This is a genomic window from Nocardioides sp. Z50_6 (assembly GCF_058215755.1).
In genome coordinates this window covers 592,741-615,554 of record NZ_JBZAJB010000001.1, presented here as the reverse complement: position 1 = coordinate 615,554, position 22,814 = coordinate 592,741, and the positions used below count along the sequence as shown (strand labels likewise).

Below are 22,814 nucleotides of genomic sequence, written 5' to 3'. Positions count from 1 at the left end.
GTCAAGGGAGAGACGACGTGAGAGTCAGGAGCGCAAGATGATGTGGATGTTCGCCATCCTGCTGGTACTCGTGCTGGGCGGCGTGGCCGCCGTGGCGGCCGGCCGCTCCGGGACCTGGGAGGAGCCGGAGCGCGACCGGGTCCCGGTGGTGCTCCCCGAGGGTCGCCTCCAGGGGGCCGACCTGCGCCGGGTGCGCTTCCCGGTGGCCCTGCGGGGCTACCGGATGCGCGACGTCGACGCGCTCCTCGACCGTCTCGCCGACCAGCTCGAGTCGTCCGCGAGCACGCCGGTGCCGGTCGGCGCCGGGACGACCGGCGAGTCTCCCGACGGGCCCGGCGCACAGGACCCGGACAGCGCCAGGACCTGAATCGGGCGTTTACGTGGCGGCGGCCACATCTCTACGGCACACTTCCGTCCGTGGAGAGCAAAGAAATCATCGTCTGGGTCCTCACCGGTCTGGGCCTCGTGGTCATCCTCCTCACCCGGGTCCGCCTGGGCAAGGACGAGACCGAGGGGCCCATGAAGGTGAACAAGCCGGCCCTCAATGTGCACACGTTCGTGGGCCTGCCCGCGTTCATCCTCTGGGTCGCGTGGCTCGTCTCCCCTGACGACTCGTTCCTCGGTGGGAACCTCGCCGGGATCATCGCGCTCGCCCTCTACTGGGTGACCGCTCTCGCCGGACTGGCGCTGCTGCTCCGGTGGCTGCCGTCCCGCGGGCGCCACGCGACCAACGTCGAGGAGGACACCTGGAGCGAGGGCCCCGGGCTCTCCGTGCTGGCCCACTTCGGGATGCTGGTCGGCGTCTGCGTGTTCACGTTCTTCTACCTCACGACGGCGTAGCCCGCGCCCGTCCGCGGGGCCGCCCGACGGCGGCCCCGTGGTCGGAGTCGTCACGCCCGGCCTCGCGCCCGGACCTGCAGCCGCCGGTCCGGGCGTTCGGCCGTCCGGGGACCGGGGGACCGGGCGGTCACCTCCCGTGGAAGGTCGGCCGCTCCTTGGCCAGGAACGAGTCGACCGCCGCGCTGTGGTCCTCGGTGCCTCCGGTGAGCGTCATCATCGCGGCCTCGAAGGCGAGCGCGTCGGTGAAGGAGTGCTCCGCCGCGTAGGCCACGGAGCGGCGGATCGCACCCAGCGCGACCGTGGGGCCCGCGGCCAGCCGGCCGGCCAGGTCGAGGGTCGTGGGCATCAGCTCGTCGGGCGGGACCACCCGCCCGGCCAACCCCAGTCGGGCCGCCTCGGCCGCCGGCACGGTGGAGGGGAGGTAGAGCAGCTCCAGGGCCTTCTCCCGGCCCACCAGGCGGGGAAGCGTCCAGCTCACTCCCGTGTCGCAGGACAGCGCGATCCCGGCGAAGGCGAAGTTGAAGCCCGCGGCGTCGGAGAGGATCCGCAGGTCGCAGGCGAGGGCGAGGGAGACCCCGGCGCCCGCCGCGACGCCGTTGACCGCGCAGAGCACCGGCTTGGGCATCGTCGCCAGGGCGGTGACGATCGGGTTGTAGTGCTCCTCCACGGTCCGGAAGAGGGACTCCCGGTCGTCGCTGCGCAGGATGGCCACGTGCTCCTTGAGGTCCTGGCCGACGCAGAAGGCGCGCCCGGTGCCGGTGAGCACGACCGCCCGGACCTCGGTGTCCTCGGCCACCGACCCGACGACCTCGCGCAGCAGCTCCTTGGTGGCCACGTCCAGGCTGTTCATCGCCTCGGGGCGGTTCAGCGTGATGGTGGCGACCCCGTCGCGCACCTCCAGCAGCACGGGGGCACTCATGGCTGCCAGTCTGCCCCAGGTGTCAGCGCCCGGGCCACGAAGCGGTCCGCGGGCTCGCGCAGGCGCTCGGCCTCGCTGGAGAAGAAGGCCGCGGCGCGGTCCCCGGGCCAGTCCGCGGGGAGGAGCTCGCCGGGCAGCGCCGGGTCGGTGAAGAGGAACTTGCGCCACTCGTGGACGAGGTGGAACCGGGCGGCGAACGCCCCTTCGTCCGGGTCCTGGTGCTCGGCGAGGTGGCGGCGCACCGAGTCGGCCGCGTCGGCCAGCCAGGAGTCGTACGCCGCTGCCACCCCCGTCAGGTCCCAGCACTCCAGGGGCGTGCCGTGCGGCTCGAACGAGGTCGCCCGGGCCAGGACCGCCGTCGCCTTGCAGCGCTCGAGCACCTCCTGGAGCTCGTCGCGGGGGTAGGGGCTGAGCCAGGTGTGCTGCCTCAGCTCGGCGTAGCCCAGGTAGACCAGCTCGCGCTGCAGCCGAGCCCGGTCGGTGCGGGTGCCGGTGCACGAGACCAGCGCCAGGTGCCAGGCGCCGTCCCACGGGCGCGTCTGGCGCCGGTAGATGCGCTCGGCGGCGCGGGCCAGCCGACGTACCGCCTGGTCGGTGGCGGCGTAGCCCCGCCCCTGCTCCAGGGCGACCGGCTCGAGCCAGCCCTGCGCGACCATCCGCGAGATCGCGGTGCGCACCGCCGGCGCGGCGATGCCCACCGGCCGGAGCAACCGGACCAGACCGGCGACCGTGGCGCGGTTGGCACGACCGGGGAGCAGATCACCGTAGACGTCGAAGAGCGCGGAACGGGCGTGCATTCCCGCAGTCTGGCAGGCACCAGGTGCGCTGTCTTGAAGACCTGTGGTGCGGGTCACCGGTCCTATGGGGGATAATGGGAGGTCAAAGCATCCCCGCGGCCCCCGAGCCGCGCGATCACAGGAAGCAGAGGTGCGCCCATGGCGGCCATGAAGCCGAGGACAGGCGACGGACCGCTGGAGGTCACCAAGGAGGGCCGTGGCATCGTGATGCGCGTGCCGCTCGAGGGTGGAGGCCGGCTGGTGGTCGAGCTCAACGCCGAAGAGGCCGGAGCCCTCGGTGACGCCCTCAAGGACGTCGTCGGCTGATCGTGGCAGTCTCCGCCGCCCTGCCGACCCAGGTCTCGCCGCCTGCGTTCGCGCTCTCCGCGCACGCGCCCCACGAGATCGGCGGTGTCGAGTGCTGGGCCTTCCCGGTGCTCCCCGCCGAGGATGACGGGACGCTCCAGCTGGGGCCCGGCGCCGACGACGCGGCCGAGCTGCTCGGCCTCGACCTGCTCGACCTGCTCGACTCCGCCCGGGCCACCGGCCGCGTCGGTGAGGTCACCGTGGTGCCCGTCTCGCACGGCGAGGTGCGCCAGGTCCTGCTGGTCGGCGTCGGGGATCAGTCGCCCACCGACTTCCGTCGGGCCGGGGCCTCGCTGGCGCGCGCGGTCAAGGACCGCGCGAGCGTGGCCACCACGCTCGCGGCGATCGCCCCCCAGGAGGGGCTGGAGGCGGTGGTGGTCGGCGCGATGCTCGGCTCCTTCGGCTTCCACTGGCGCTCCGAGGGGCCGGCCGCGCACCCGGTGCGACAGGTCGTCCTGGCCGGCGTGCCCGAGGCGCAGGACCGCCGGGTCGAGCTCGACCGCGCGCTCGCGCTCGGCGGCGCCGGCTGGCGGGCCCGGACCCTGGCCACGGTGCCCTCCAACCTGAAGAACCCCGCCTGGCTCGCCGAGCAGGCGGCCGAGGTCGCCGAGGAGGCCGGTCTCGAGATCACCGTCTGGGACGAGGACCGGCTCGCCGCGGAGGGCTTCGGCGGGATCCTCGCCGTCGGCGCCGCGTCCAGCACCCCGCCCCGGCTGATCCGGCTCGACTACCGCCCCGAGGGGGTGGCCGACGACGCGCCCCTGGTGGTCCTGGTCGGCAAGGGCATCACCTTCGACACCGGTGGCCTCGACATCAAGCCGGCCCAGGGCATGTCCACCATGAAGCGCGACATGACCGGCGGGGCCGTGGTGCTCGCCACCATGGCCGCGCTGGCCGACCTGGGGTGCCCGGTGCGGGTCACCGGCCTGGTCCCGGCCGCGGAGAACGCGATCAGCGGCTCGGCGATGCGCCCCGGCGACGTGATCGTGCACCACGGCGGGCGCACCTCGGAGGTCAACAACACCGACGCCGAGGGGCGCCTGGTGCTCGCCGACGCGATGGCCTACGCGGTCTCGGAGCTGAAGCCCGACGTGCTGGTCGACGTGGCCACCCTGACCGGGGCGATGAAGGTCGCGCTGGGCCAGCAGACCGGCGGCTTCTTCGCCAACCACGAGGCGCTGGCCGCCGACATCGCCGCCGCCGGCGAGCGGTCGGGCGAGCGCGTGTGGCGGATGCCGCTGGTCGCCGACTACGAGGAGAAGCTGGCCTCCAAGATCGCCGACGCCGACAACGCGGCCGGGGGAGCCGGCGCCATCACCGCGGCGCTCTTCCTCCAGCACTTCGCCGGGGACGTGCCCTGGGCGCACCTGGACGTCGCCTCGGTGGGCGACGCCCCCGAGGAGCGCTTCGAGTGGACGACCGGTCCCAGCGGGTTCGGCGCCCGGCTGCTGCTGACCTGGCTCGGGCGGCCGGCGCCGCTGGAGGGCCTGCGATGAGGGGGCTCACCGTCAGGTGGTCCCTGGCGGGGGCGGCCGAGGGCGTCGAGGAGGAGCTGGCGCGCTACGTCGACGAGACCTCGCACGCCCGCTTCACCGGGATGGCGGGGCTGCGGTTCAAGACCTGGCGGATGCGTCGGGGCGAGTGGTTCGAGGGCTGCTACGTCTTCGCCGACGACGCCGCGCGGGCCGAGTTCGAGGAGACCTTCCGGCGTGGGGCCGCGGAGGCGCCCGGCTCGCAGATCATCGGCTCGTCCCCGGAGCTGATCGAGCCGTGCGAGATCGTCGCGGTGGCGGAGGGCTGGGAAGGCTTCGAGGCCACGCCCCGCTGACCGGTGCCGGTCGACACGCCGGACCGGCCCCGGTCGTGGCGCTCACTCCTCGCCGGCCCACTCCTTCTTCGCCAGCAGCAGCCCGTCCCCGACCGGCAGCAGGACCGGGACGAGCGACTCGTGCTCGGCGACCTGGCGTCCCAGCTCGCGGATCGCCACGGTCTCCTCGTCGCGCTGGGACGGGTCGGCGACCCGGTCGTGCCACAGCGCGTTGTCGAAGGCCACCACGCCGCCGGGGCGCAGCAGGCGCAGTGCCTCCTTGAGGTACGCGGAGTACTCACGCTTGTCGCCGTCGCAGAAGACCAGGTCGTAGTGGCCGTCGGTGAGCCGGGGGAGCACGTCGAGCGCGGCACCGCTGATGGTGCGGGCGCGCTGGGGCGGGATCCCGGCCTCGGAGAACGTCTCCTTGGCGAGACGCTGGTGCTCGGCCTCGATGTCGACGGTGGTCAGCACCCCGTCGGGCCGCATGCCGCGCAGCATCCACAGCCCCGAGACCCCGGTCCCGGTGCCGATCTCCACGACGGTGCGGGCCTCGAGGACCGCGGCCAGGAACCGCAGCGCAGCACCCCCGCCGGAGCCGATCGGGGTCACCCCGACCTCCTCGGCGCGGGCCCGGGCGGCGCGGAGCACGTCGTCTTCGGCGACGAACCCCTCGGCGTGGTTCCAGCTGGCGGGCTTCATGGGTGCGGTGATGGCGACCTCCTGGGGTGCAGGGTGGGAACGGGCGAGTGCCCGTGTGCGGAGGTCCGCAGCCCCGGGCCCTCGGCGACTCTATCGCGTGGGACGCCCCGCGCCGCGCGGGAATGCCGGGGGATCCTCACAGGTTCCTCTCAGTACGGGAACCTACTGTCGTCCTCGAGCGTCAGGAGAGACATGCGCCTGTTCGCCCCGTCGTCCCGTCCCAGCCCCCAGGAGGCCCCGGTGGAGAGCTCCAGCGAGGCGGCGGGCCGCCCGGACGCCGAGGTCGTGGACGCCGGCGCGGTCCCGACCTGGGACGAGGTCGTGGCGCGGCACTCCGACCGGGTCTTCCGGCTCGCCTACCGCCTCACCGCCAACCGGCACGACGCCGAGGACCTGACCCAGGAGGTCTTCGTCCGGGTCTTCCGCTCCTTGGACTCCTACACCCCCGGCACCTTCGAGGGCTGGCTGCACCGGATCACCACCAACCTCTTCCTCGACCAGGCCCGGCGTCGTCAGCGGATCCGCTTCGACGCTCTCTCCGACGAGCGGGCCAGCCGGCTGACCTCCGCCTCGCCCGCGCCGGAGACGGCCTACGCCGACCGCACCTTCGACGACGACATCGAGCGCGCCCTGGCCACCCTGCCGCCGGACTTCCGGGCGGCCGTGGTGCTCTGCGACGTCGAGGGCCTCTCCTACGAGGAGATCGCCGAGATCATGGACGCCAAGCTCGGCACCGTCCGCTCGCGGATCCACCGGGGCCGCACCATGCTCCGCAAGGCGCTCGCCCACCGGGCTCCGGGGGAGGGACGCGAACGGCATGCCGGCCCCTTGTCGGAGGAGCAGCCGGTGCTGAGGAGCGGATCGTGATCGGCCACCTCGGAAGCCGGGTCAGCGCCCTGCTCGACGGTCACCTGAGCCCGGCGGAGGAGGAACGGGCCTGGGAGCACGTCCACACCTGCCACCCGTGCCGCGACATGGTCGAGCGCGAGGGCTGGGTGAAGACCCGGCTGGCCGAGCTCACCCACTGCTCCCCGGCGGCCCCCCCGGGCGTGGCCGACGACCTGCGCAGCGCGCTGCTGGCGATGGCGCCGGAGGGCGCCTCCCCGATGCAGCGCCACCTGGACGAGGTGCGCTCCCCGGGCCGCCCGCGCCCACGTCACCTCGTCGCCCTGGGCGGAGGCGGGGTGGCCGTGGCCGTGGTCGGCGTCCTGGCGCTCGGTGCCGTGCCCGCCAACGCGCCGCAGACCGAGCGCCGGGGCCCGGTGACCAGCCTGGTGCCGCCGACCTCCGGCAACGACTCCCGCACCGGCGGCCAGCCGGCCATCCGGCCCTCACCGGTGCGTCCGGGCGGCGCTCGGGCGACACTGTTCCCGTGAACCATGACCACCCGGGGGACGAGACCCCCGAGCAGCGGGACGACGAGCCGCCCCTCGCCCAGCCCCCGGTACCGCCGCAGCAGGCACTGCCGCCGGGACCCCCTCAGGCCATGCCGCAGTCCATGCCACAGGCCATGCCGCAGTCCGGGCCCTGGGGTCCGCCGCCGCCGGCGGCCGGTGCCCAGCCCCCGAACCAGCCCTCGAACGAGCCCCCGAACGAGCCCCCGAACGAGCCGCTGACACAGCCTCTGGCACCGCGTCCGAGCCAGCCGGGGTCGCAGGAGTGGGCGCAGTCGCAGCAGGGCCCCGCCGGTGCCCCCGGCGCCCCCGGTGCCCCCGGTGTCCCCGGTGCCCCCGGTGCCCCCGGTGCCCCCCGGTCCCAGCACCGGGCGCGAGCCGGGTCCGCCCCAGGGTTCGTCTGGCCTGCCGTGGCCGCACTGGCCCTGCTCGTCGGGCTGGCCGGCGGGGCGCTCGGTGGCGCGCTCTACGAGTCCCTGGAGCTCGGCGGCTCCGGCCTCGAGCCCGGGACCACCCGGACCGCCCCGCCGTTGGCCGAGGACAACCAGTCGGTCTCCGCGGTCGCCCGGGAGATGCTGCCCAGCACCGTGCAGGTGCTCGCGGGGGCGGGGGAGACCGGGGCCACGGGCTCGGGGTTCGTCCTCGACAGCGAGGGGCACGTGATCACCAACCAGCACGTCGTGGCCGGCGTCGAGGCCCTCGGCGGAGCGCTGCGGGTGGTCGACTCCGAGGGTCGCACCTACGAGGCCAGCGTGGTGGGCGCCAGCCAGGTCTACGACCTCGCCGTCCTCTCCGTGGAAGGGGCCGAGGACCTGCGGGCGGCCAGCCTGGGGGCCTCCAGCCGCCTGCTGGTCGGTGACCCGGTGGTCGCCTTCGGTGCGCCGCTGGGGCTCAGCCAGACGGTGACCTCCGGGATCGTGAGCGCGCTCAACCGTCCGGTGACCACCGGCGAGAGCGACGACGAGACCTCGTTCATCAACGCCGTGCAGACCGACGCCGCCATCAACCCGGGCAACTCCGGCGGGCCGCTGGTCGACCTCGCCGGGCAGGTGGTCGGGGTCAACTCGGCGATCGCCACCACCGGTGGGATGCTCCGCGAGGCGGGCAGCATCGGGGTGGGCTTCGCGATCCCGATCGAGCAGGTCCGGACCACCGCCGACCAGATCCTGCGCACCGGTGAGGCGCGCTACCCCGTGATCGGGGCGACCGTGCAGACCCAGGGCGACCAGGACGTGCGCGGGGCGCGGATCGACGAGGTGAAGAGCGGCACCCCCGCGGCCACCGCCGGCCTCCGCAAGGACGACGTGGTGGTGGCGATCGACGGCGACCGGATCGCGGACGGGATCGCCCTGATCGTGATGATCCGCACCCACCAGCCCGGGGAGACCCTCGAGCTCACCGTGGTGCGCGACGGGGAGGAGCGGACGGTCTCGATCGTCCTCGACTCCGAGGTCGGCTGAGGGCGCCCCGGCGGGCGCCTCAGTCCTGGCCGCGCGACTCGGCCTCCACGAAGGGGTGCTCGTCGACGAACTGCTTGGTCTCGGCGTACATCTTGTCGATGAAGTCCTCGAGCTGGGTGTGCTCGACCCGCCACTGACCGCGGCCCCCGATCTTGATGGCCGGCAGCTCGCCGCGCCGGACCAGGGCGTAGACCTGCGCGCTGGAGGTGTTGAGCACCTCCGCGACGTCGGCCAGGGTGAGGAATCGTGGCGTGCCGGGCATGGCCCCCATGGTGCCATCCGGACCTGCCTGATCCGTGGAGGAGACCCCGGGCTGTGGAGAGATGCCCTCTCTGTGGACGGACCGGGGAGGGGTGGTCCGGGCGCGGGAGGATGATTCCCGTGCTGACGAGTCCTCCGGGTGATGACAGTCCTGCCGCACAGCGCTCCGCGAGCGCCGGCTGGCGGGATCCTCGCCTGTGGGTCGGGCTCGCCCTGGTGGCGGTCTCGGTGGTCGTCGGGGCCCGGGTGGTCGGCGGTGCCGACGAGACGGTCGCGATGTGGAGCGTCGCCTCCGACCTCGCCGAGGGGGAGGAGGTCGAGCCCGGTGACCTGGTCGCGCGCCGGGTCCGGTTCGCCGTCGAAGCCGACGCGGCGCGCTACTTCACCACCGACCAGGAGCTGCCCGACGAGCGTCACCTGGTGCGCGGGGTCGCGGCCGGCGAGCTGCTCCCGCGCACGGTGCTCGGCGCCGCGCAGGAGCAGGAGCCGCACGTCTCGGTCTCCGTCCCCGCGAGGCAGCTCCCGCCGGCGGTGACCACCGGGTCGCTGGTCGACGTGTGGATGCTTCCGCACGCCGGCTCGGGCGAGGGGAGCAAGGCCAGGCTGGCCGTCCCGGGGGTGCGGGTGGTCGACGCGCCGCGGGCCCCCGGCGACCTCGGGGTCGCGGGCCAGGACCGCCAGCTGGTTCTCGGCATCCCGGACGACGGGGTCACCCTGGCCCGGGTGCTGACCGCCAGCGGCGAGGGCCGCCTGATGCTGGTCGGGCGGGGCTGAGCGGTGGTCTGCGTGCTGGTCCTCGCCTCCGGGGCGGCCTGGGAGTCCGCCGCGCTCAGGCACCTGGGGGAGGCCGCCGGCGTGGTGGTGCTCAAGCGCTGCGTCGACGTCGACGACCTGATGGCGACCGCGGCCACCGGCCAGGCCGACGTCGCCGTGGTGGCCCTGGAGGCCCCCGGGCTGGACGGCTCGGCCGTCGAGCACCTGCGCCGCCACGCGGTGCGTCCGGTGGCCGTGGTGGCCGCGCCCGGGCGCGACGACGTGGCCGCCCGGCTGGCCCGGCTGGCGGTGCGCACCTGGGTGGGGGCCGACGACGTCGCCCAGCTGCCGGGGGTGGTGGCGCTGGCCGACGACCTCGCCGACACGCGGTCCCGTCCGGTGCGTGCCGCCGGCGCCCCGGGCCCGGCCGACCGGCCCGGCCCGGCGGGTGCGCCCGCTGCGGGGCCGGAGTCGGAGTCGCAGTCGCAGTCGCGTCGGGTGATCGCGGTCTGGGGTCCGGCCGGTGCCCCGGGGCGGACCACCCTGGCCACCGCGGTCGCGGCCGAGCTGGCCCGGCGCGGCCGCCCGACCCTGCTGGTCGATGCCGACCCCCACGCCGCCTCCGTGGCCCAGCACCTGGGCGTCCTCGACCAGGTCTCGGGGGTGCTCTCCGCGGCTCGGCTGGTGTCCTCCGGCACCCTGCCCGAGCGGCTCCCGTCGGCCTGCCGCGCCGTGGCGCCGCACCTGGAGGTGATGACCGGGCTGCCACGCCCGGACCGGTGGGTCGAGGTGCGTCCCGGCGCGATCGCCGACGTGCTGCACGAGGCCCGGCAGCGCCGCGACGTCGTCGTCGACACCGGCGCCGACCTGCAGTCCGACGTGGGGCTGGGCCACTCCGGCCTGCGCAACCAGATGACGCTGGAGGCGTTGGAGGCGGCCGACGAGGTGCTCGTGGTCGGGGGTGCGGACCCGGTCGGTCTCTCGCGCCTGGCCCGCGGGCTGGTCGACCTGCGCGAGCACGTCCCCGGCGTGCCGGTGCGGGTCGCGGTCAACCGGATGCGGCCCTCGCTCGGCTGGGCCGACTCCGACGTCGCCGGGATGGTCGAGGGGTTCGCCCGGGTCTGCGGCCTGCACTTCCTGCCCGACGACCGGGCCGGCGCCGACCGGGCGCTGGTGGCCGGGCGTGCGGTCGGCGAGCAGGCCGAGTCGCCGCTCTCCCGGGCGGTGGTCGAGCTGGTCGACGCGCTGCACCCGACCAGCTGCCGGCCGGGCGGCTCCGGTGGTCCGGGCCGCCGGCTGGTGCGGCTGCTCAGGCCGCGAACAGCAGGTACAGACCGCCGGCGGTGAAGCCCACCATGGCGAAGAGCAGCGGCAGCTGACCCGTCAGCTGGTGCTGACGGGGCAGCAGCTTGACCGCGCGGTCGTGCGCGGCCACGACCCCGAGCACGTGGCCCAGCACCACGCCGAGCACCTTGATGTCGGCCAGCAGGGTGGGGTGGTAGGAGAGCCAGCGGTTCACCTGGAGGTCGGCGGTGCCCAGGAGGTCGTCGCCGCGGGAGAGCGGGTCGCTCATCTGGATCAGGGTGACCTGCCCGTACTCGATGAAGTAGGACAGGTAGTGGGCCACGATGTAGCCCACGATGATCGGGACCATCGAGTGCGCGAAGAGCGCGGGCAGGCGGCGCCGCTGCACGTCGTCCCCGACGCCGGTGGCGGCGGTGGACGCGGCGAAGACCAGGCCCACCCCGGCGCAGAAGGCGAGCAGCGCCAGGTTGCCCAGCAGCACCGAGCTGAGCTCGGAGGACTGCACGTAGCGCAACCAGGGGGGTGACTCGCGGAAGGAGTCGAAGCCGGTGCTGCCGAAGAGCACCGCCACCACCGCCACCAGTCCGGGCCGAGCGGGGGTCCGGGCGAGGTTGGCCAGCGGGGAGCGCAGCACCAGCTCGCCGTCGTCGCGCCGTCCCCACACCGAGAGGCGACCGACCAGGGTGGAGTACACCTCGAACGGGTCGGCGTGCTCGAAGAACCTGTCCCCGAAGACGGCCCCGCCGAGCACCATCACCGCGACGTAGACCGCGACCCAGAGGCGTACCGTGCCGAGCTGGGTGGAGTCGGGGTGCACCAGCTCGAGCCAGACGAACGCGAAGAGCCCCAGCGCCGCCGGCCAGTAGCCCCACCGGGCCGGGTAGTCGCGCAGGCCCCGCGAGGGGTCGGAGCCGGTGAGCCGGGCCAGGCCGGCGTGCAGGGTGCGCACGGGGCTGAGCGCCTTGTACGCCGGCCCGAGCAGCAGGCTCAGCGGCACCAGGCCGACCCACAGGAGCACGTAGAACATGCCCAGGGCCGGGTTGATGACCAGGTTCTCCCCGAGGACGGCCGCGAAGAGGAACCACCCGAAGAGTGCCATCCCGAGCGCCCGCACGACGCCGACGAACCAGGCCGAGGCGACGACGCGGCGCAGCCGCTCCGGCGCGAGCCGGCCGGGCTCGCCGTCGAACCGGGGCGTGCGCCAGGCCAGCGCCAGCACGCTGAAGGAGACGACGAGGGCCGCTACCGCCCCGGCGATCGCGAGCTCGGGGGAGATGGGCAGGTCCTTGGCCCCGCCCAGCCCGTGGGCGAGGAGGTCGCGCTCCACCTCAGCGGACTTCGAGCTGCAGCACGACGAGGTCGGGGTCGTGGGACTCGACCTCGACCACGCCCGGGCGGTCGAGCACCAGCTCGTGCTCGGTGGTGCCCTCGGTGAAGGCGATCTCCTGCTCGGGGGTGGAGTGGACGTGCAGCTCGCCGTCGCGGTCGGAGGTCACCTCGATCGTGACCGGCTCGTCGACCCCGACCTGGACCCGCTCGCCGGCGGGCTGGATGCTGTCACCCTCGACCGTCACCCGGATCGGCGCCTGCTGCTGGGTGGTCGAGCCCTCCGCGGGGTCCGCGGAACCGGCGGAGTCGTCCCCGCACGAGGTCAGGCCGAGCAGCACCAGGCAGGAGGCGGCGGCTCCGGCGGCGAGTCGCCGACGGCGGCGGATCGGGGCAAGCATCTGGGCGTTCCTCCTGTGGGTGGGGTCCTTCTGCCAGAATCCCATGAGCAGGCAAGTCCGAGGACGGAAGGGCAGACATGAGTGAGCGGCTGCGGCCGCGAGACCTGGCGTTCCTCGCCACGGATTCGCCTTCGACACCGATGCACAACGCGACGCTGGAGGTCTTCGAGCCAGGCGCCCGCGGGTTCGACTACTCCCAGGTGGTCGAGCTCATCGCCGAGCGGATCGCCTACGTGCCCCGCTACCGGCAGCGGCTCCAGGCCGTCCCCGGCCGGATCGCCAACCCCGTGTGGGTCGACGACCAGGAGTTCGACCTCAGCTACCACGTACGCCGTTCGGCGCTGCCGCGCCCGGGCACCATGGACCAGCTCCGCGAGCTGACCGCCCGGATCGTGTCGCGGTCCCTGGACCGCAACCGCCCGCTGTGGGAGGTCTACGTGATCGAGGGCCTGGCCGAGGGCCGGGTGGCCGTGCTGGCCAAGTCGCACCAGATCCTGGTCGACGGGATCGAGACCGTCGACCTGGGCCAGGTCATGCTCGACGTCGACCCCAAGCAGGCGCCCCTGGGCCGGGACGAGTGGCGCCCGGGGCGCGCGCCGACGCCGGCCTCGCTGGTCGCCGGCGCGCTGCTGGAGAGCCTGGAGTCCCCCCGCACCCTGGTCAACACCGCCCGCAGCAACCTGGGCGCGCTGCTGCGCACCGCCGACGACGCCCGCCACCGGGTGAGCCACGTCGCCGGTGCGCTGTCCAACCGCCGGCCGGTCCCGGAGTCGCCGGTCAACGGGCCCCTCTCCCAGCAGCGCCGGGTGGTCACCGTGGCCACCGACCTGGCCGACTACCGGCGCATCCGCCGGGTGCACGGCACCAGCGTCAACGACGTGGTGCTGGCCACCGTCGCGGGCGCGCTGCGCGGGTGGCTGATGACCCGGGACGAGGGCCTGCACGGCATCAAGCGCCTCAGGGCGGTGGTCCCGATGTCGGTGATCGACGACGAGCTCGAGGCGACCTCCCTGGGCACCCAGGTGACCGGGCACGAGGTCTACCTGCCGATCGGCGAGCCCAGCCCCGTGGTCCGGCTGCTCCAGGTCAGCTACGGGTTCCACAGCCACCGGGAGACCGGCCTGGCCGTGGGCGCCCGGCGGCTGGCCGGGATCGCCGGCTTCGCGCCGACCACCTTCCACGCGCTCGGCTCGCGCGTCGCCGCCCAGGAGCTGCGCCGGGGCTTCCACCTCTCGGTGACCAACGTCCCCGGCCCGCAGTTCCCGCTCTACGCGGGCGGCGCCCAGATGCTCGAGAGCTATCCCGTGCACCCGCTCCTGCCCGGCCACGCGCTGGCCATCGGCGTCACCTCCTACGACGGCCGGGTCTTCTACGGCATCACCGCCGACCGCGACCTGCTCCCCGACGCCGACGTGCTGGGCCAGTGCGTGGTCGAGGCCCTCGAGGAGCTGAAGGACTCCGCCAGCGACTCCCGCCCCCGCGCGCCACGCGGTCGCCGCAAGAGCGGCGCCACGCCGCCGCGCGCCGGCAAGGAGGGCCGGTGAGCACCCGGCTGTACCTGCCCACCACCACCCGGGGGCTGGGCGTGCTGGTCGCCGGCGGCGTGCTGCCGCCCGACGAGGTGGCAGAGGAGGGCCCGGTCCGGGCCGAGGGTGACGACGAGGAGTCCGAGTACGCCGCCCTGATGACCGCCGCGGACCTCTCCACCGCACTCGGCGCCCGGCTGGGCGTGCCCGGGGGCCGGCGGGTCGTGGTGGTGACCGAGACCGGGACCGACCCCGCGACCGACCTCGCGACCGACCCCGAGGCCGGGGCCCCGGCCGGCACGGCGCGCCGCGACGTGGTGGCCGTGCACCTCGACACCGAGGACAGGGCCGCCGGCGCCGATCCCGACGACGACCTCGCCTGGTTCGCCCCCGAGGAGCTGGAGCACCTCGTCTGAGCCGGGCTAAGGTCGCGAGCATGGACGGCATCGCATTCCCTCCGGCCCCGGTCAACGAGCCGACCCTCACCTACGCCCCGGGCACGCCCGAGCGCGAGGAGCTCCTGGTGGAGCTGGCCCGCCTGGAGGGCGAGCAGTCCGAGCTGCCCGCGCACATCGGCGGGGAGCGCCGGGCCGGGCGCGGACCCGAGACCTCGGTGGTGCAGCCCCACGACCACCAGCACGTGCTGGCCACCTTCCGGGGCGCGAGCGCCGAGGACGCCGCCGACGCGGTGGCCGCCGCGCACGAGGCGGCTGGCCCCTGGCAGCGGATGTCGTTCGACGAGCGGTGCGCGATCCTGCTCAAGGCCGCCGACCTGCTCGCCGGCCCGTGGCGGCAGCGGCTCAACGCCGCCACCATGCTCGGGCAGTCCAAGACCGCCCAGCAGGCCGAGATCGACTCGGCCTGCGAGCTGATCGACTTCTGGCGCTTCAACGTCCACTACGCCAAGCAGATCCTCACCGACCAGCCGATCGCCCAGAGCCGTGGGGTGTGGAACCGCACCGACCACCGCCCGCTCGAGGGCTTCGTCTACGCCATCACCCCGTTCAACTTCACCGCCATCGCCGGCAACCTGCCCACCGCCCCCGCCCTGATGGGCAACACCGTGCTGTGGAAGCCCTCGCCCACCCAGCAGCTGGCCGCGAGCCTGACCATGCAGCTCCTCGAGGAGGCCGGGATGCCGCCCGGGGTGATCAACATGCTGCCCGGCGACGGGCTGGCGGTCTCCGAGGTGGCGCTGGCCCACCGCGACCTGGCCGGCATCCACTTCACCGGCTCCACCGCGACCTTCCAGCACCTGTGGCGCACCGTGGGGGAGAACATCTCCTCCTACCGCGCCTACCCGCGGATCGTCGGCGAGACCGGAGGCAAGGACTTCATCGTCGCCCACCCCTCCGCCGACCCCGACGTGCTGCGGGTGGCGATGGTCCGCGGCGCCTTCGAGTACCAGGGCCAGAAGTGCTCGGCCGCCTCGCGGGCCTACGTCGCGCGCTCGGTCTGGGAGCGGGTGCGCGACCCGCTGGTCGCCGAGGTCGAGGGGCTCGCCATGGGCGACGTGACCGACCTGGGCAACTTCATGGGCGCCGTCATCGACCAGCGGGCCTTCGACCGGCACCGCCGGGCGCTCGACCGGGTGGCGCAGACGCCGCACCTGAGCCTGCTGGCCGGCGGGGAGTGCGACGACTCGGTCGGCTGGTTCGTCCGCCCGACCGTGGTGGAGTCCAGCGACCCCACCGACCAGATGTTCTCCGAGGAGTACTTCGGCCCGATCCTGGTCGTGCACGTCTACGACGACGACCGGTTCGAGGAGGTGGTGACCCAGATGGAGTCCTTCGCCCCCTACGCGCTCACCGGCGCCGTCATCGCCCAGGACCGGTCGGCCGTGGCCTGGGCGAGCGAGACGCTGCGCTTCGCGGCCGGCAACTTCTACGTCAACGACAAGCCGACCGGGGCCGTGGTCGGCCAGCAGCCCTTCGGCGGCGGCCGCGCGTCGGGCACCAACGACAAGGCCGGCGCCGCGCTCAACCTGCTGCGCTGGACCAGTCCCCGCTCGATCAAGGAGACCTTCGTGCCGCCGACCGAGATCGGCTACCCGCACATGGACTGACCCGCCGACGCCCCCGCGACGCCCCCGCCGTCCGGCCGGGGTGGCCGAGGCCGGCGGGGTGGGAGGACAATGGAGGCATGCCCGTCCTCCCGCTCCACATGGGACCGCTCCACGCCTACGAGCAGGTCCTCATCCTGCTGCTCGCCTTCGGGCCGTTCGCGCTGCTCGCGGTGGTGGTGTGGCTGCGTCGCCGGGCCGACATGGCCGACGTGGCCGACATGGCCGACGTGGCCGACGAGGCCGACGTGGCCGACGTGGCCGACGTGGCCGACGTGGCCGACCGGGCAGAGCAGGCCTCAGCCGGCGAGCCGGGCGCGGCCGACCCGGTTCTCGACCTCGAGCGCCTTGACGACCAGGTCGTGGACGACCCCCTCGATCCTGCCGCCGACGAGCGGGACGCGGACCGAGATGTCGAGGGACACGGTCTCGGTCGTCGTGCCCCCTGACTCGGTGAGCACGGCGGTGCCGGAGATCTCGCCCGGCTTCCCGGGGATCTCCACGCGGTAGTCGGCGCGCTCGTGGTCGTGCCAGGTCTCGGTCTGCACGATGTCGATGCGGTCCCCGACGATCTTGGCCGCGACGGCCGGGATGCCGCGGGCCTCCTGGACCTGCGTGACGGTGACCACCGTGGTGGCGCCGAGCTCCTCCACCGAGACGCGGTGCTCCAGCACGTGCTGCTCCCGGCAGACCTCCTCGCGGAACCCCGGGTCGCGCAGCATCGCGGCCACCTCCTCGAGGGGGGCGGGGTAGGTCAGCAGGTGCGTGAGTCGCTTCGTCATGGGGGACATCATGACGGGTCGGCGGGCCCGGCGGGGACGCGCCGGGGGGTGATGGTGTTGTGTGGCTCACATCCCTGTGCCTAGGGTCTGGGGCGTGTCCGTGGACCTCGAGGAAGACAAGTCACAGCTGCTGGTGGAGGCGGTCGCCCTGGGGCGCGGTCGGACGACGGGTCGGGACCCGGGGGAGGACGAGGAGTCCCTCGTGCGGGCCTACTACCGCCACGTGGCTCCCGAGGACGTGGTCGAGCGCACTCCCGCCGACCTGTACGGCGCCTGGGCGAGCCACCGGCAGCTGGCGCAGGAGCGCCCCCAGGGTCGCGCCGTGGTCCGCGTCGGCACCCCCGTCGCCGAGGAGGCCGGCTGGTCGGCCAAGGGCCACTCGGTGGTGGAGATCGTCACCGACGACATGCCGTTCCTGGTCGACTCGGTGACGATGGAGCTGGACCGCCTCGGCTCCGGGGTGCACCGGGTGATCCACCCCCGGTTCGCGGTGGCCCGCGACATCACCGGTGCCCTGGAGTCGGTCCGTCCGGTCGACGAGACGGCCCACGTGGCCCCGGAAGCCGGGACGGACGGCAGCGTCGAGTCGTGGATGTCGGTCGAGTTCGACCGGGTCGTCGACGCCGACGAGGCGGCTGCGGTCGAGGAGAACCTCCAGCGGGTGCTGCGCGACGTCCGCGAGGCGGTCGAGGACTGGGCCAAGATGCGGGCCGAGGCCGAGCGGGTGATGGCCGAGCTGCGCGAGGACCCGCCCGCCCTGCCCGACGACGAGGTCGCCCAGGGCCGGGCCCTGCTGCAGTGGCTGGTCGAGGACCATTTCACCTTCCTGGGCTACCGCGAGTACCGGCTGGAGACCGGCGAGGAGCCCGACCAGGTGCTGCTGCGGGCGGTGCCGGGCACCGGGCTGGGCATCCTGCGGGCCGACCCCGACATGAGCGGGGAGGGTTCGCGGCTGCCCGAGATCGCCGCCCACAAGGCCGCCGAGCGGACCCTGCTGGTGCTGACCAAGGCCAACTCGCGCGCCACCGTCCACCGGCCCGCCTACCTGGACTACGTCGGGGTCAAGAAGTTCGACGCCCACGGCCGGGTGGTCGGCGAGCGGCGCTTCCTGGGGCTGCTCTCCAGCGGTGCCTACACCGAGTCCATCACCCGGATCCCGCTGCTGCGGGAGAAGGCCGCGGGGATCCTGGAGAGCGTGGGCTTCGACCGGCGCAGCCACGCCGGCAAGCAGCTGATGGACACCCTCGAGCACTACCCGCGCGACGAGTTCTTCCACACCCCGCTCTCCGAGCTGGCGCCGATCGCGGAGAGCATGATGCACGCCGGCCAGCGCCGCCAGCTGCGCGTGTTCCTGCGCCGCGACACCTACGGTCGCTACGTATCGGCCCTGGTCTTCCTGCCCCGCGACCGCTACAGCACGACCGTGCGGGAGCGGTTCGCCGCCATCCTGCGCGAGCACCTCGACGGCGAGCACGTGGAGTTCACCGCCCGGGTCAACGAGTCCGCCACGGCGCGGGTCCACTTCGTGGTGCACCCGGCCGCCGGCGGGGTGCTGCGCGACGTCGACCCGGCCACGGTCGAGCAGCTGCTGGCCCAGGCCTCGCGCTCCTGGCGCGACGACCTGCGTGCCGAGCTCGTCGCGCGCTGCGGCGAGGACCGTGGCGCCGAGCTGGCCCGGCGCTACTCGGCCGCGTTCCCCGAGGCCTACAAGGAGGACTTCTCGGCCGCCACGGCCGCCGAGGACGCGCTCCGGCTGGAGGCGATCGAGGGCGACGAGGGCCTCGACCTGGTCCTGCTCGCCGACGAGGACCAGGAGCGGCGCAGCCAGGCCCGGCTCAAGATCTACCGGCTCGGGGCACCCCTCTCCCTCTCGGAGGTGCTGCCGATGATCTCCTCCCTCGGCGTGGAGGTCGTCGACGAACGGCCCTACCAGCTCGAGGGGCTGGCCCGGCCCACCCACGTCTACGAGTTCGGCCTGCGCGACGAGCGGCCGCCCGTCGAGGGCGCCGCCGCCCTGGCGGTCGAGACGCTGCTGGCCACCTGGCAGCGACGCAACGAGAACGACGGCTTCAACGCGCTGGTGCTCTCCGCCGGCCTGACCTGGCGACAGGTCAGCGTGCTGCGCGCCTACGCCCGCTACATGCGCCAGGGGAACGCGCCGTTCACCGTCACCTCGGTGCAGGGTGCGCTGCTCACCAACCTGGAGATCGCGCGCCTCCTCGTCCAGCTCTTCGAGGCGCGCTTCGACCCCGGCCGCGACGACCTGGCCGCCGACGCCGAAGCCCGCACCAGCCTGGTCTCGGTGGTCGAGGAGCGGCTCGAGGCGGCGCTGGACGACGTGGTCAGCCTCGATCACGACAGGATCCTGCGCTCCTACCTCACCCACCTGCAGGCCACCCTGCGCACCAACTACTTCCGGCCGGAGGGGGACGACCCCGAGGCCGGGCCCCGCCCCTACCTCGCGCTCAAGCTCGACCCGCAGCGGATCGGCACCCTGCCCGAGCCGCGGCCGGCCTTCGAGATCTTCGTCCACTCGCCCCGCGTCGAGGGGGTCCACCTGCGGTTCGGCCGGGTCGCCCGCGGCGGGCTGCGCTGGTCCGACCGGCGCGACGACTTCCGGACCGAGGTGCTGGGCCTGGTCAAGGCGCAGATGGTGAAGAACACCGTGATCGTGCCGGTCGGCGCCAAGGGCGGCTTCGTGGCCAAGCAGCTCCCGGACCCCTCCGACCGGGAGGCCTGGATGGCCGAGGGCGTGGCCTGCTACCGCAGCTTCATCCGCGGCCTCCTCGACGTCACCGACAACCTGGTCGACGGGCGGACCGTGCCGCCGCCGAGGGTGGTCCGCCACGACGGCGACGACTCCTACCTGGTGGTGGCGGCCGACAAGGGCACCGCCTCGTTCTCCGACATCGCCAACGAGATCTCCCGCGACTACGGGTTCTGGCTCGGTGACGCCTTCGCCTCCGGCGGCTCCGTGGGCTACGACCACAAGGGGATGGGCATCACCGCCCGCGGCGCCTGGGTCTCGGTGCAGCGCCACTTCCGCGAGCGCGGCGTCGACTGCCAGGCCGAGGACTTCACCTGCGTCGGGATCGGCGACATGTCGGGCGACGTCTTCGGCAACGGCATGCTCTGCTCCGAGCACATCCGGCTGGTGGCCGCCTTCGACCACCGCGACATCTTCCTCGACCCCGACCCGGACCCCGCCGCCTCCTACGCCGAGCGCCGGCGGCTCTTCGAGCTGCCCCGCTCCAGCTGGCGCGACTACGACTCCGCGCTGATCTCCGAGGGTGGCGGGGTGCACAGCCGGGAGAGCAAGTCGATCCCGCTCAACGACGCGGTGCGCCGGGCCCTGGGCATCCCCGACGACGTGGACAAGATGACGCCCTCGGACCTGATGCGCGCGATCCTGACCAGCCCCGTCGACCTGCTGTGGAACGGCGGCATCGGGACGTATGTGAAGGCGAGCTCGGAGAGCCACGCCGATGCCGGGGACAAGGCCAACGACCCGATCCGGGTCGACGGCGCCGACCTGCGGGCCGGCTGCGTGGGCGAGGGCGGGAACCTCGGCTTCACCCAGCTCGGCCGCATCGAGTACGCGCGAGAGGGCTGCGGCGGCGAGGGCGGCCGGATCAACACCGACTTCATCGACAACTCCGCCGGGGTCGACACCTCCGACCACGAGGTCAACATCAAGATCCTGCTCGACCGCGCGGTCGCCGACGGACAGCTGGAGGCCGAGGCGCGCAACACCCTGCTGGCCGAGATGACCGACGAGGTGGCCGCCCTGGTGCTGCGTGACAACTACGAGCAGAACCTGGCACTGGCCAACGCGGCGAGCCAGGCCCCGGCGATGCTCCACGTCCACGAGGACTGGATGCGGGACCTGGAGCGGCGGGGGGTGCTCAACCGCGAGCTGGAGGCGCTGCCGGACCGCAAGGAGGTGCGCCGCCGGCTCGAGCGGGGGGAGGGGCTCAGCCTGCCCGAGCTCTCGGTGCTGCTGGCCTACACCAAGATCGTGCTCGCCGACGAGCTGCTCGCCACCGACCTGCCCGACGACCCCTACCTGATCCTGGACCTGATCACCTACTTCCCCCAGCGGATGCACCAGGACCACCGGGCCCAGATGCTGGCTCACCCCCTGCGCCGGGAGATCATCACCACCCAGGTCGTCAACGACCTCGTCAACGGGGCCGGGATGACCTACTGGACCCGGCTCGCCCGGGAGACCGGCGCCGGGGCCGGGGAGCTGACCCGGGCCAACTTCGTGGCCCGGGAGGTCTTCGGCTCGCTCGCGCTGCGCCGCGAGCTGGAGGAGTGGGACAACCGGCTCTCGGCCTCGCTCCAGACGCAGATGCGGCTGGAGATGCGGACCCTGGTCGAGCGGGCCTCCCGCTGGCTGGTGACCCACCGGCGACCGCTGCAGAGCGAGGAGCTGGTCGACTCCCTCAGCGTCCCGGTGCAGCGGACGATGGCGGCCCTGCCGGGGCTGCTCGGCGGCCGGGAGCTGGCCGCCTTCGAGGAGCGCCGGGACCGGCTCGTCGACCACGGGGTGCCCGAGGAGCTGGCGGTGCGGGTGGCGGTGCTGCCGCCCAGCTATGCGCTGCTCTCCGTGGTGGAGACCGCCCAGCGCGAGTCCCTGGAGGCCGACGAGGTGGCCCGGGTCCACTTCGCCCTCGGTGAGCGGCTGGGCCTGCCCTCGCTGGTGCAGCGGATCCAGCAGCTCCCGCGCACGGACCGTTGGCAGACGATGGCCCGGGCCGCGCTGCGTGACGACCTCTACTCGGTGCACGCCTCGCTGACCGCGGAGGCGCTCGCCGCGGCGCCCGACGGCTCGGCCGACGAGCGCGTGGCTGCCTGGGAGGCGCGGCGCCCCGAGGTGGTGCGGGGCGCGGTGCAGACCCTGGAGGAGATCGTGCTGGACGAGGAGGCCGACCTGGCCCGCATGTCGGTGGCGTTGCGGGTGGTGCGCAGCCTGCTGGCCTGAGGCCGTCCTCCGGACTCGCCGCGGGTCAGCTGGCCTTCTTCGCCGCCGGCGCCTTCTTCGAAGTCTTCTTGGCGGCGGCCTTCTTGGCCGGCGCCTTCTTCGCGGCTGCCTTGGTGGCGGCCTTGGTGGCGGCCTTCGCGGGGGCCTTCTTCGGGGCGGTCTTCTTGGCAGGCGACTTGCGTGCGGTCGCCTTGCCGGCCGGCGCGGCCGCGTCCGCCTCGCCTGCGTCGTCCGCGTCGTCCGCGTCCGCGTCCCCGTCGTCCGTCCCAGTCGCGTCGTCCGCGTCGTCGGGGACCTCCTCGCCGCGCGCCTTCTTCGCGGCCGCGACCGACTTCTGCAGGGCGGCCAGCAGGTCGACCACCTCGCCGGAGGACTTGGTGGAGGTGGCGGTCCGCTTGACCTCGCCGCCCTCGATCTTGGAGGTCACCAGCTCCTCGACCGCCTCGGCGTAGTCGTCCTCGAACTCGGCGGGGTCGAAGTCGCCGGCCAGCGTCTCGACGAGCATCTGGGCCATCTTGACCTCGCTGGGCTTCACCTCGCCGGCCTCGACGGAGAAGTCGGGGGTGCGGACCTCGTCGGGCCACATCATGGTCTGGAGCACGATCACGTCGTCGCGGACCCGGAGCACCGCCACCGAGGTGCGCTGGCGCAGCGCGACGGTGACCACCGCCATCCGGTCCGCCTCCTCGAGGGCCTGGCGCAGCAGTGCGTAGGGCTTGGCCCCGCTCTTCTCCGGCTCGAGGTAGTAGCTCTTCTCGAAGAGCATCGGGTCGATCTGGCTGCTGGGCACGAACTTCTCCACCGCGATCTCGCGCGACGAGGTGGAGGGCAGCTGGGCCAGGTCGTCGTCGGTGAGGATGACCATCTCGCCGTCCTCGGTCTCGTAGCCCTTGGCGATGTCGGCGTAGGGCACCTCCTCGCCGTCGACGGAGCAGACCCGCTGGTACTTGATCCGGCCGCCGTCCTTGGCGTGCACCTGGCGGAACGAGACGTCGTGCGACTCGGTCGCCGAGTACAGCTTGACCGGCACGTTGACCAGTCCGAACGAGACCGAGCCCTTCCAGATCGCCCTCATGTGCCGATCTCCTCTCCCAGCGACGCGTCGGGGTCGCGTCGCCCCAGTATCGCCATCCTTACCCCCTGTCCG

22 protein-coding genes are annotated in these 22,814 nt (G+C 73.7%); 14 read left to right on the top strand and 8 right to left on the bottom strand.

The genetic code is table 11. The annotated features are described in order from the left end of the window. Positions 1-46 precede the first annotated feature (46 nt). Complete coding sequence (locus tag AC4BGE_RS02960; protein ID WP_490574274.1) at positions 47-367, top strand: DivIVA domain-containing protein; 321 nt, start codon at positions 47-49, stop codon at positions 365-367. 50 nt (positions 368-417) lie between these two features. Next, positions 418-840: a hypothetical protein gene (locus AC4BGE_RS02955; RefSeq protein WP_490571841.1), complete on the top strand. Its 423-nt coding sequence runs from the start codon at positions 418-420 to the stop codon at positions 838-840. 127 nt (positions 841-967) lie between these two features. On the opposite strand, the gene AC4BGE_RS02950 is transcribed toward AC4BGE_RS02955, so the two are convergent. Then, entirely contained in the window at positions 968-1,759 is a 792-nt protein-coding gene (locus tag AC4BGE_RS02950) for an enoyl-CoA hydratase/isomerase family protein (protein WP_490571842.1), read from the bottom strand. Continuing rightward, positions 1,756-2,556 (bottom strand): PaaX family transcriptional regulator, encoded by an 801-nt coding sequence (locus AC4BGE_RS02945; protein ID WP_490574273.1) that lies wholly within the window; start codon positions 2,554-2,556, stop codon positions 1,756-1,758. The genes AC4BGE_RS02950 and AC4BGE_RS02945 overlap by 4 nt, the downstream gene beginning before the upstream one ends. A 138-nt stretch (positions 2,557-2,694) precedes the next feature. On the opposite strand from AC4BGE_RS02945, the gene AC4BGE_RS02940 reads away from it, so the two are divergent. From AC4BGE_RS02940 to AC4BGE_RS02930, 3 genes are read left to right on the top strand one after another with little or no spacing between them, the layout of a single operon-like run. Further along, complete coding sequence (locus AC4BGE_RS02940; protein WP_082574674.1) at positions 2,695-2,862, top strand: DUF3117 domain-containing protein; 168 nt, start codon at positions 2,695-2,697, stop codon at positions 2,860-2,862. A 2-nt stretch (positions 2,863-2,864) separates the two neighbouring features. Continuing rightward, positions 2,865-4,397, top strand: coding sequence for a leucyl aminopeptidase (locus tag AC4BGE_RS02935; RefSeq protein ID WP_490571844.1), 1,533 nt, complete (start codon positions 2,865-2,867; stop codon positions 4,395-4,397). Then, positions 4,394-4,729 (top strand): hypothetical protein, encoded by a 336-nt coding sequence (locus AC4BGE_RS02930; RefSeq protein ID WP_490571845.1) that lies wholly within the window; start codon positions 4,394-4,396, stop codon positions 4,727-4,729. The genes AC4BGE_RS02935 and AC4BGE_RS02930 overlap by 4 nt, the downstream gene beginning before the upstream one ends. Positions 4,730-4,771: 42 nt before the next feature. Here AC4BGE_RS02930 and AC4BGE_RS02925 read toward each other — a convergent pair whose 3' ends face one another. Further along, positions 4,772-5,410, bottom strand: a complete 639-nt coding sequence (locus AC4BGE_RS02925) for an O-methyltransferase (RefSeq protein ID WP_490571846.1) — start codon at positions 5,408-5,410, stop codon at positions 4,772-4,774. Positions 5,411-5,602: 192 nt separating this feature from the next. Here AC4BGE_RS02925 and sigE point away from each other — a divergent pair, with 192 nt between their 5' ends. The 3 genes from sigE (at position 5,603) to AC4BGE_RS02910 (ending at position 8,264) form a co-directional block, all read left to right on the top strand. Further along, positions 5,603-6,277 carry an RNA polymerase sigma factor SigE gene (gene sigE / locus AC4BGE_RS02920; protein ID WP_490571847.1) on the top strand — a complete coding sequence of 225 codons (675 nt, stop codon included), beginning with the start codon at positions 5,603-5,605 and terminating at the stop codon, positions 6,275-6,277. After that, positions 6,274-6,786, top strand: coding sequence for an anti-sigma factor (locus tag AC4BGE_RS02915; RefSeq protein ID WP_490571848.1), 513 nt, complete (start codon positions 6,274-6,276; stop codon positions 6,784-6,786). The genes sigE and AC4BGE_RS02915 overlap by 4 nt, the downstream gene beginning before the upstream one ends. 428 nt (positions 6,787-7,214) lie before the next feature. Continuing rightward, positions 7,215-8,264 carry a S1C family serine protease gene (locus AC4BGE_RS02910; RefSeq protein WP_490571849.1) on the top strand — a complete coding sequence of 350 codons (1,050 nt, stop codon included), beginning with the start codon at positions 7,215-7,217 and terminating at the stop codon, positions 8,262-8,264. Between the two features lie 19 nt (positions 8,265-8,283). Here the strand turns inward: AC4BGE_RS02910 and AC4BGE_RS02905 are convergent, their stop codons facing one another. Beyond that, positions 8,284-8,526, bottom strand: coding sequence for a helix-turn-helix domain-containing protein (locus tag AC4BGE_RS02905; RefSeq protein ID WP_490571850.1), 243 nt, complete (start codon positions 8,524-8,526; stop codon positions 8,284-8,286). Between the two features lie 119 nt (positions 8,527-8,645). Here AC4BGE_RS02905 and AC4BGE_RS02900 point away from each other — a divergent pair, with 119 nt between their 5' ends. Next, positions 8,646-9,299, top strand: coding sequence for a hypothetical protein (locus AC4BGE_RS02900; protein WP_490571851.1), 654 nt, complete (start codon positions 8,646-8,648; stop codon positions 9,297-9,299). A 12-nt stretch (positions 9,300-9,311) separates the two neighbouring features. Next, entirely contained in the window at positions 9,312-10,625 is a 1,314-nt protein-coding gene (locus AC4BGE_RS02895; RefSeq protein ID WP_490574272.1) for a CpaE/TadZ family protein, read from the top strand. Here the strand turns inward: AC4BGE_RS02895 and AC4BGE_RS02890 are convergent. Together AC4BGE_RS02890 and AC4BGE_RS02885 are read right to left on the bottom strand one after the other, a co-directional pair. Then, the gene (locus AC4BGE_RS02890) at positions 10,588-11,910 is read right to left on the bottom strand and encodes a hypothetical protein (protein WP_490574271.1); all 1,323 of its coding nucleotides are present in this window, start codon (positions 11,908-11,910) and stop codon (positions 10,588-10,590) included. The genes AC4BGE_RS02895 and AC4BGE_RS02890 overlap by 38 nt on opposite strands. A gap of 1 nt (position 11,911) precedes the next feature. Next, positions 11,912-12,310 carry a hypothetical protein gene (locus tag AC4BGE_RS02885; protein ID WP_490574270.1) on the bottom strand — a complete coding sequence of 133 codons (399 nt, stop codon included), beginning with the start codon at positions 12,308-12,310 and terminating at the stop codon, positions 11,912-11,914. A gap of 77 nt (positions 12,311-12,387) precedes the next feature. On the opposite strand from AC4BGE_RS02885, the gene AC4BGE_RS02880 reads away from it, so the two are divergent. From AC4BGE_RS02880 to pruA, 3 genes are read left to right on the top strand one after another with little or no spacing between them, the layout of a single operon-like run. Then, the gene (locus AC4BGE_RS02880) at positions 12,388-13,854 is read left to right on the top strand and encodes a WS/DGAT/MGAT family O-acyltransferase (protein ID WP_490574269.1); all 1,467 of its coding nucleotides are present in this window, start codon (positions 12,388-12,390) and stop codon (positions 13,852-13,854) included. After that, positions 13,851-14,252 carry a DUF6912 family protein gene (locus AC4BGE_RS02875; protein ID WP_490571856.1) on the top strand — a complete coding sequence of 134 codons (402 nt, stop codon included), beginning with the start codon at positions 13,851-13,853 and terminating at the stop codon, positions 14,250-14,252. Before AC4BGE_RS02880 ends, AC4BGE_RS02875 begins: the two co-directional genes overlap by 4 nt. Positions 14,253-14,272: 20 nt before the next feature. Then, a complete protein-coding gene (gene pruA, locus AC4BGE_RS02870) occupies positions 14,273-15,901 on the top strand; it encodes an L-glutamate gamma-semialdehyde dehydrogenase (RefSeq protein WP_490574268.1) in 1,629 nt (542 codons plus the stop codon). 296 nt (positions 15,902-16,197) lie between these two features. Here pruA and AC4BGE_RS02865 read toward each other — a convergent pair whose 3' ends face one another. Next, positions 16,198-16,680, bottom strand: a complete 483-nt coding sequence (locus AC4BGE_RS02865) for a DUF2505 domain-containing protein (RefSeq protein ID WP_490571858.1) — start codon at positions 16,678-16,680, stop codon at positions 16,198-16,200. 94 nt (positions 16,681-16,774) lie between these two features. On the opposite strand from AC4BGE_RS02865, the gene AC4BGE_RS02860 reads away from it, so the two are divergent. Then, a complete protein-coding gene (locus AC4BGE_RS02860; protein WP_490574267.1) occupies positions 16,775-21,667 on the top strand; it encodes an NAD-glutamate dehydrogenase in 4,893 nt (1,630 codons plus the stop codon). Positions 21,668-21,692: 25 nt separating this feature from the next. Here AC4BGE_RS02860 and ku read toward each other — a convergent pair whose 3' ends face one another. Continuing rightward, positions 21,693-22,742, bottom strand: coding sequence for a non-homologous end joining protein Ku (gene ku, locus AC4BGE_RS02855; protein WP_490574266.1), 1,050 nt, complete (start codon positions 22,740-22,742; stop codon positions 21,693-21,695). Between the last annotated feature and the right edge of the window lie 72 nt (positions 22,743-22,814).

What these genes read in the sequence shown, in the direction of transcription:
- AC4BGE_RS02940 (WP_082574674.1), top strand. Translation starts at nt 2,695, where the DNA reads ATGGCGGCCATGAAGCCGAGGACAGGCGACGGACCGCTGGAGGTCACC.
- AC4BGE_RS02925 (WP_490571846.1), bottom strand. Translation starts at nt 5,410, where the DNA reads ATGAAGCCCGCCAGCTGGAACCACGCCGAGGGGTTCGTCGCCGAAGAC.
- pruA (WP_490574268.1), top strand. Translation starts at nt 14,273, where the DNA reads ATGGACGGCATCGCATTCCCTCCGGCCCCGGTCAACGAGCCGACCCTC.
- AC4BGE_RS02880 (WP_490574269.1), top strand. Translation starts at nt 12,388, where the DNA reads ATGAGTGAGCGGCTGCGGCCGCGAGACCTGGCGTTCCTCGCCACGGAT.
- AC4BGE_RS02960 (WP_490574274.1), top strand. Translation starts at nt 47, where the DNA reads ATGTTCGCCATCCTGCTGGTACTCGTGCTGGGCGGCGTGGCCGCCGTG.
- AC4BGE_RS02930 (WP_490571845.1), top strand. Translation starts at nt 4,394, where the DNA reads ATGAGGGGGCTCACCGTCAGGTGGTCCCTGGCGGGGGCGGCCGAGGGC.
- AC4BGE_RS02905 (WP_490571850.1), bottom strand. Translation starts at nt 8,526, where the DNA reads ATGCCCGGCACGCCACGATTCCTCACCCTGGCCGACGTCGCGGAGGTG.
- AC4BGE_RS02950 (WP_490571842.1), bottom strand. Translation starts at nt 1,759, where the DNA reads ATGAGTGCCCCCGTGCTGCTGGAGGTGCGCGACGGGGTCGCCACCATC.
- ku (WP_490574266.1), bottom strand. Translation starts at nt 22,742, where the DNA reads ATGAGGGCGATCTGGAAGGGCTCGGTCTCGTTCGGACTGGTCAACGTG.
- sigE (WP_490571847.1), top strand. Translation starts at nt 5,603, where the DNA reads ATGCGCCTGTTCGCCCCGTCGTCCCGTCCCAGCCCCCAGGAGGCCCCG.
- AC4BGE_RS02865 (WP_490571858.1), bottom strand. Translation starts at nt 16,680, where the DNA reads ATGACGAAGCGACTCACGCACCTGCTGACCTACCCCGCCCCCCTCGAG.
- AC4BGE_RS02885 (WP_490574270.1), bottom strand. Translation starts at nt 12,310, where the DNA reads ATGCTTGCCCCGATCCGCCGCCGTCGGCGACTCGCCGCCGGAGCCGCC.
- AC4BGE_RS02945 (WP_490574273.1), bottom strand. Translation starts at nt 2,556, where the DNA reads ATGCACGCCCGTTCCGCGCTCTTCGACGTCTACGGTGATCTGCTCCCC.